Source organism: Paraburkholderia sp. Ac-20347 (genome assembly GCF_017104805.1).
GTDB lineage: Bacteria > Pseudomonadota > Gammaproteobacteria > Burkholderiales > Burkholderiaceae > Paraburkholderia > Paraburkholderia tropica.
Genome location: NZ_JAAGPN010000342.1, coordinates 1 through 7076, shown reverse-complemented (window position 1 = coordinate 7076; position 7076 = coordinate 1). Strand labels below are relative to the sequence as shown.

At 64.4% G+C, this 7076-nt stretch carries 7 protein-coding genes and 1 pseudogene; 7 read left to right on the top strand and 1 reads right to left on the bottom strand.

Features of this window, described 5'->3' with window-relative positions; all coding sequences use genetic code 11:
- The 4 genes from G3N97_RS34775 to G3N97_RS34760 form a co-directional block, all read left to right on the top strand.
- Nucleotides 1-546 (top strand): class I SAM-dependent methyltransferase (locus G3N97_RS34775; protein WP_205997382.1); only part of this gene is annotated, 546 nt, incomplete at its 5' end.
- Nucleotides 547-591: 45 nt separating this feature from the next.
- On the top strand, nt 592-1497 hold the full coding sequence (gene dapA / locus G3N97_RS34770) for a 4-hydroxy-tetrahydrodipicolinate synthase (protein ID WP_065060243.1): 906 nt from the start codon (nt 592-594) through the stop codon (nt 1495-1497).
- A 105-nt stretch (nt 1498-1602) separates the two neighbouring features.
- Nucleotides 1603-2742, top strand: coding sequence for an outer membrane protein assembly factor BamC (bamC, locus tag G3N97_RS34765; protein WP_205997381.1), 1140 nt, complete (start codon nt 1603-1605; stop codon nt 2740-2742).
- A gap of 7 nt (nt 2743-2749) precedes the next feature.
- Nucleotides 2750-3523, top strand: coding sequence for an MBL fold metallo-hydrolase (locus G3N97_RS34760; protein ID WP_205997380.1), 774 nt, complete (start codon nt 2750-2752; stop codon nt 3521-3523).
- A gap of 132 nt (nt 3524-3655) precedes the next feature.
- Here G3N97_RS34760 and G3N97_RS34755 read toward each other — a convergent pair whose 3' ends face one another.
- Nucleotides 3656-4351: a Bax inhibitor-1/YccA family protein gene (locus G3N97_RS34755; RefSeq protein ID WP_065060240.1), complete on the bottom strand. Its 696-nt coding sequence runs from the start codon at nt 4349-4351 to the stop codon at nt 3656-3658.
- 325 nt (nt 4352-4676) lie between these two features.
- Between G3N97_RS34755 and ndk the strand changes: the two genes are divergently transcribed.
- The 3 genes and pseudogenes from ndk to G3N97_RS34740 all read left to right on the top strand — a co-directional run.
- Nucleotides 4677-5102 carry a nucleoside-diphosphate kinase gene (gene ndk, locus G3N97_RS34750; protein ID WP_027814909.1) on the top strand — a complete coding sequence of 142 codons (426 nt, stop codon included), beginning with the start codon at nt 4677-4679 and terminating at the stop codon, nt 5100-5102.
- A 122-nt stretch (nt 5103-5224) separates the two neighbouring features.
- Complete coding sequence (rlmN, locus tag G3N97_RS34745; protein WP_205997379.1) at nt 5225-6388, top strand: 23S rRNA (adenine(2503)-C(2))-methyltransferase RlmN; 1164 nt, start codon at nt 5225-5227, stop codon at nt 6386-6388.
- Between the two features lie 220 nt (nt 6389-6608).
- A pseudogene (locus G3N97_RS34740) lies at nt 6609-6989 on the top strand (helix-turn-helix transcriptional regulator); the annotation flags it as partial.
- Nucleotides 6990-7076: the final 87 nt, after the last annotated feature.

Below are 7076 nucleotides of genomic sequence, written 5' to 3'. Positions count from 1 at the left end.
GGTGCGGGGCGGCACGCGCGCTGGTTCGCGCAGCGCGGCCATCCGGTGGCCGCGCTCGATCGCGACGGCGCGGCGCTCGCCACGATGCGCGAGATTCCCGGCATCGGCACATTAGAGTGCGACCTCGAAGGCGCGCCCTGGCCGTTGCCCGCCGATACGCGCTTCGCCGGCGTCGTCGTCACGAATTATCTGCATCGTCCGCTGATGGCGCACCTCATCGATGCGCTCGCGCCCGGCGGCGTACTTATTTACGAAACTTTCGCGCAAGGGAACGAGACGGTCGGAAAACCGTCGAATCCCGCGTTCCTGCTGGCGGCGGGAGAGCTGTTGGCGGTCTGCGCGCCGACGCTGCGCGTCGTCGCCTACGAAGACGGATTCCTCTCACAACCGCGTGAGGCGTTCGTTCAGCGGATCTGCGCGGTGCGCGAGGCGGAAAAATCTTCCGCTGCGCCGCGCTCGGGGTCGGACGCAAATCAGGCCGAAAATTCCGGTAACGGGCCTGCGACTCAGGTACTACCCGTACCGCGTTACGATCTGACCGGCTAATCCGCTACAATCGCGGTTTAACGTACTCATTTTTCTGACGTTTCAATGGCTAACGGCACTCAGGACGGCATTACGCTCGGCGGCAGCATTCCCGCGATCGTCACTCCCATGCACGAAGACGGCAGTCTCGACCTGCCGGCATTCCGCAAACTGGTCGACTGGCACGTGGAAGAGGGGACCGATGGTCTCGTCGTGGTCGGCACGAGCGGCGAGTCCGCCACGCTGGACGTCGAAGAGCACATCCTGATGGTCAAGACGGCCGTCGAACACGCCGCGGGCCGCATGCCGATCATCGCCGGCGCGGGCGGCAATTCGACCGCCGAAGCCATCGAGCTCTCGAAGCACGCGAAGGACGTGGGCGCGCAGGCGACGCTCCAGGTCGTGCCGTACTACAACAAGCCGACCCAGGAAGGCATGTATCGCCACTTCGCGAAGATCGCGGAGACGGTCGATCTGCCGGTCGTCCTGTACAACGTGCCGGGCCGCACCGTCGCCGACATGACGAACGAGACCATCCTGCGCCTCGCGCAGGTGCCGGGCATCGTCGGTGTGAAGGAAGCCACGGGCAACATCGACCGCGCGGCGCACCTGATCAAGCACGCGCCGGAAGGCTTCAAGATTTTCAGCGGCGACGATCCTACCGCGATCGCCCTGATGCTGCTGGGCGGCCACGGCAATATCTCGGTGACGGCCAACGTCGCGCCGCGCCAGATGAGCGACCTGTGCAAGGCCGCCATCGCCGGCGACGTGAAGACCGCGCGCGAGATCCATTTGAAGCTGTTGTCGCTGCACAAGAACCTGTTCATCGAATCGAATCCGATTCCGGTGAAGTGGGCGCTGCAGGAACTCGGCCGCATCGAAAGCGGTATCCGACTGCCGCTCACGCCGCTCGACGCGCGCTACCACGACGTGGTGCGCACGGCATTGCGCGAAGCCGGTTTGCTGGGCTGATCGACAGCCAAGCCGCCGAATTTTCAATCGACGTCGCCATCGCCCAAGCGCTGACAGTTTTCTGGCAGACCGAGGCTTAGCGTTCCTGGTATCACGAAGGTCCACATGAAACGTTCCGCTTTTTCCCTCCACGCAACCCGCATGGCGGTGCTGGCGCTCGCACTCGGCTCGCTCGCAGGCTGCGAGTCGCTGAACGACATGTTCGCGTCCGATCGCGTCAACTACAAGGACACGTCGAGCGCGCCGCCGCTGGCCGTGCCGAAGGATCTGTCCTCGGCGCCGGGCGATCAGCGCTATGTCGCACCGCCCGCCACGGTGGCGCTCGGCGGCGCCGCGCAGCGCACCGTCACGCCGCAGGGCAACGCCGTGCTCGGCGTGCCGAGCGCGCAAGATCCGCTCGGCATGCACGTCGAGCGCGACGGCGACCGCCGCTGGCTCGTGGTCGACGGCCGCACGCCGGACGACGTCTGGCCGCAACTGCAGGAATTCTGGAGCGATAACGGCTTCACGCTGACGACCGATTCGCCCAACACCGGCATCATGACCACGGACTGGGCGGAAAACCGCGCCAACATTCCGGACGACTGGTTCCGCCGCACGATCGGCCGCGTGATCGATTTCGCGTACTCGTCGGGCACGCGCGACCGCTTCCGCACGCTGGTGTCGCGCGGTCCGGACGGCCAGACCGACATTTCGGTCACGCATAGCGCGATGGAAGAAATGCTCACGGGCCAGGACAAGACGGGTTCGAAGTGGGTCGAGCGTCCGCGCGATCCGGCACTCGAAGCCGAATTCCTCGCCAAGATCATGCAGAAGTTCGGTCTGACCGACGCGCAGTCGAAGCAACTGCTGACCGATGCGCGTCCGTCGGTGGCCGCGGTCAAGGTCGCGGCGGGCCCGGACGGCACGACGCTCAATCTGCCTGAAGCGTTCGACACGGCCTGGCTGCGTGTGGGCCTCGCGCTCGATCGCACCAACTTCACGGTCGACAATCGCGATCGCGAAAAGGGCATCTACTACGTGCGTTACGCCGATTCGATGCAGGAACTGAAGGGCGACGGCCTGTTCGGCAAGCTCTTCTACAACCCGAAGAAAGCGAACAAGAACCAGGGTCCGGAGTTCCAGATCGCGGTGCGTCAGAACGGCAGCTCCACGCAGGTGGCGGTGCTCAACGAAAGCGGTCAGGTCGATACCTCGTCGGACGCCCAGCGCATCGTGTCCGCGCTGCACGCCCAGCTGAACTGATCCCGCCGTGCGCTTTGCAAGCCTCGGCAGCGGCAGCGAGGGCAACGCGCTGGTCGTAGAAGCAGGCAGCGGCGCGACGCCCACGCGCGTGCTGCTGGACTGCGGATTCTCAGCGAAAGAAGTCGAGCGGCGGCTCGCACGCGCGGGCCTCGCCGCCGATACGCTCAGCGGCATTCTCATCACGCACGAACACAGCGACCACATCGGCAGCGCGCTCACGCTGGCGCGCCGCTGGTCGATCCCGCTCTACATGAGCTGGGGCACGGCGCAAGCCGTGGGCGCCGACGACGCCAATGTCGAGCTCAACATCCTCTGGGGCGACGAGACGGTCGAAATCGGCGAGCTCGGCGTGCGGCCTTATACGGTGCCGCACGATGCGCGCGAGCCGCTGCAATTCGTCTTCAGCGACGGCGCGAGCCGTCTCGGCGTGCTGACCGACGTCGGCGAATCGACGTCGCACATCAACACGGTGCTGAGCGGTTGCGATGCGCTCGTGCTCGAATACAACCACGACCTCGACATGCTCGCGGGCAGCCGCTATCCGGCGTCGCTCAAGGCGCGCATCAGCGGCTCGCACGGGCATTTGAACAACGAGGCGGCAAACGACATTCTCGCCGCGCTCGACCGTTCGAAGCTGCGCCATCTGATCGCGGCGCATCTGAGCCAGCAGAACAACACGCCGGAACTGGTGCGCGCGGCGATGGCCGCCGTGCTCGGGAATGCGGCCACCGAAATCGGGGTGGCATCGCAAGACGAAGGATTCGACTGGCTGGCGCTCTAAACGAACCGGATTCCGGACGAAAAAAAGCCCATGACGAAGGTCATGGGCTTTTTTGTTGGCCGCCGCTTTCTTGCGCGGGCGGCGACCGGGGCTGGATCAGGTCCGGCCCGCCTGGCGCCGCTTGGTTGCGGCTTAGTTGCGGTTGCCGCCGAAGATGCCGAGGATCGCCAGCAGGTTCGTGAACACGTTGTACAGGTCCAGATAGATCGCGAGCGTGGCCGAGATGTAGTTGGTCTCGCCGCCGTTCACGACGCGCTGCACGTCGAACAGCATGTACGCCGAGAAGATCACGATGGCCAGCACGGACACGGTGAGCATCAGCGCGGGCAGATGCAGGAAGATGTTCGCGACGCTGGCGAGCAGGATCACGACCACGCCCATGAACAGCCACTTGCCGAGGCCCGAAAAATCACGCTTGCTGACCGTGGCGATCGTGGCCATGGCCGCGAAAATCACGCCGGTGCCACCAAAAGCGAGCATGATGAGCGACGGGCCGTTCGAGAAACCGAGGATGAACGACAGCAGGCGCGAGAGCATCAGGCCCATGAAGAACGTGAAGCCGAGCAGGACGAAGACGCCGGCCGAGCTGTTCTTGGTGCGCTCGATAGCGAACATGAAGCCGAAAGCGATGGCGAAGAACGCCAGCAGGCTCATGGCCGGGCTGGTGGCGGCGAAAAGCGAGAAGCCCGTGGCCACGCCCACCCACGCACCGATGACGGTTGGGACCATCGAGAGCGCGAGCAGCCAGTAGGTGTTGCGCAGTACGCGGTTGCGGGTCTCGGCGCTGGTGACGCTGCCACCACGGCCGAAGTTGTAGGACTCGTTCATGCTTTCTCCTTGCGTGAGACGCGTGGTTCACGTAATTGAGGGCACGCGCAAATGCGTGGCGCGCTCCCTCGTAAGATAGGTGCGACCGCCCAGAGTTTCAACGGGATGCCACACAGTTTCCGTTATGTTTCACCAGCGTAAGCCGCCATTCTTAAGCCTCGCTGAAAGGCCCGACCATGCGGCGTTTGTACGGTGTTTGTACCTTGCGCTCACCTGATTGGCGCGGTTTGCACGCCAATCAGGGTTCAATCGCAATCATACATGGGAACATGCTACAATTGCGGATTCATTTGAACTTGTAACCTCTTAATTTTCTGGAGTTTTTATGGCGATCGAACGCACCCTGTCGATTATCAAGCCGGACGCAGTGGCAAAGAACGTGATCGGCCAGATCTACAGCCGCTTCGAAAACGCTGGCCTGAAGATCGTGGCATCGCGCATGGTCCAACTCTCGCGCGCTGACGCAGAGAAGTTCTATGCTGTTCACGCTGAGCGTCCGTTCTTCAAGGACCTGGTCGAGTTCATGATCTCGGGTCCGGTCGTCATCCAGGCTCTGGAAGGCGAAAACGCGATCCTGAAGCACCGCGACCTGATGGGCGCAACGGACCCGAAGAAGGCGGAAAAGGGCACGATCCGCGCCGACTTCGCAGACAGCATCGACGCAAACGCAGTCCACGGTTCGGACGCAGCGGAAACGGCACGCGTTGAAATCGCGTTCTTCTTCCCGGAAGTCAACGTTTACTCGCGTTAAGCAGTAAGCGGCAGTTCAAAGTAGCATAGGGTCGCGAACGGCGATGACGTCCACCGTCCGGTGCCGGGTTCTCTCGAAACCGGCGGTGCACGCGCTCTCGCACTGAAATGGCAGGATTCGACATGACGAGCAGTTCCACCGTCAACCTTCTCGATCTCGACGCCCAAGGGCTTGTCGCTTATTGCGAAAGCCTGGGCGAGAAGCCGTTTCGCGCCAAACAGCTTCAGCGCTGGATCCATCAATACAATGCCGCCGACTTCGACGGCATGACGGATCTGGCCAAATCGCTGCGCGAGAAGCTGAAAGGGCGCGCATGTATCGGCATGCCCGACATCATTTCCGACAACGTTTCCTCCGACGGCACGCGCAAGTGGCTCGTGGACGTCGGCAATGGCAACGCGGTCGAAACCGTGTTCATCCCCGAAGAAACGCGCGGCACGCTGTGTGTGTCCTCGCAGGCGGGATGCGCGGTCAATTGCCGGTTTTGTTCGACCGGCAAGCAAGGTTTTTCACGCAATCTGAGCACCGCAGAGATCATCGGTCAGCTGCGCATGGCGGAGTTCGCCCTGCGCGCGTCGCTGCTCGGCGAGGCCGGCGGCCGTGCCAACGGCGGTGAAGGCAAGGGCGAACGCGTCATCACGAACGTGGTGATGATGGGGATGGGCGAGCCGCTGCTCAATTACGACGCGGTCGTGCCCGCCATGCGCCTGATGCTCGACGACAACGCCTACGGCCTGTCGCGCCGTCGCGTCACGCTCTCCACGTCCGGCGTCGTGCCGATGATGGACCGTCTGGGCGCCGACCTGCCGGTGGCGCTCGCGGTGTCGCTGCACGCGCCCAACGACGCGCTGCGCGACGAACTCGTGCCGCTCAACCGCAAGTATCCGCTGCGCGAGCTGATGGCCGCGTGCCAGCGCTATCTGAAGGTGGCGCCGCGCGACTTCATCACGTTCGAGTACTGCATGCTCGACGGCGTGAACGATACGGAAGAGCACGCACGCCAGTTGCTCGCCGTGACGCGCGACGTGCCGTGCAAGTTCAATCTGATCCCGTTCAACCCGTTCCCGGAGTCGGGTCTGCTGCGTTCGAAAAACGAGCAGATCAAGCGTTTCGCGCAGATTCTGATGGATGCGGGCGTCGTCACCACCGTGCGCAAGACGCGCGGCGACGATATCGACGCGGCCTGCGGCCAGCTCGCCGGCGAGGTGAAGGACCGTACGCGTCTCGCCGAGCGCACCCAGCGCGCCGGGCAGAAGATCATCGAAGTCCGTCCCGTGCAGCATTGAGGATGGCGGCGCGGGCGAGGGGCCCGGGCCGGATGCAACGCGGGTGCGGTCACGCGGGGGTACGCGGCGGCATCGGCGAGTTTGACAAGAAACGTTGCAGAAGCGATCGGAAGCGGCACAGAGGCCGCGCATTTTGTTATAAAACGGTCTGCGAATCGGGGCCGGGCGCGCTGCGCCCGCCGGTTCCGGGATTGAAAAGAATCGACGCAAGGACTTTGGGATGAGCGAGCCGCAGCACCCCTTCGGGACAGACGGGACAGAGACCCACGCAGGCCGTACGGCGCAGGACGGCGCGCCGTCGCCGGTGCAGGCCGTGCCGGACACGCTGGGCGTGGTCGGTGCGCGCCTCGCGCAGCTGCGCGAGGCGAAGGGCTGGTCGGTCGAGGACGTCTCGGCGCGCCTGAAGGTGTCGGTGTCGAAGCTGCGCGAGCTGGAGGCGGGCGACATCAGCCATCTGCCGGACACCACGTTCGCGGTAGGCGTCGTGCGCGCTTACGCGAAGCTGCTCGGCGCGGACCCCGCGCCGCTCACCCAGGCGCTGCGCCGCGAGCGCGGCGTGCCGGAACAGGATCTGTCGATGCCGGCCTCGGCGGGTCGGGAGGGGGGCGGGGTGGGGAAGGGGGGGGGCGCGAGGGGAGGTACGCGTGGGCCACGGAGGAGTAAAAAAAAAAATACACCAAGTGGCTGA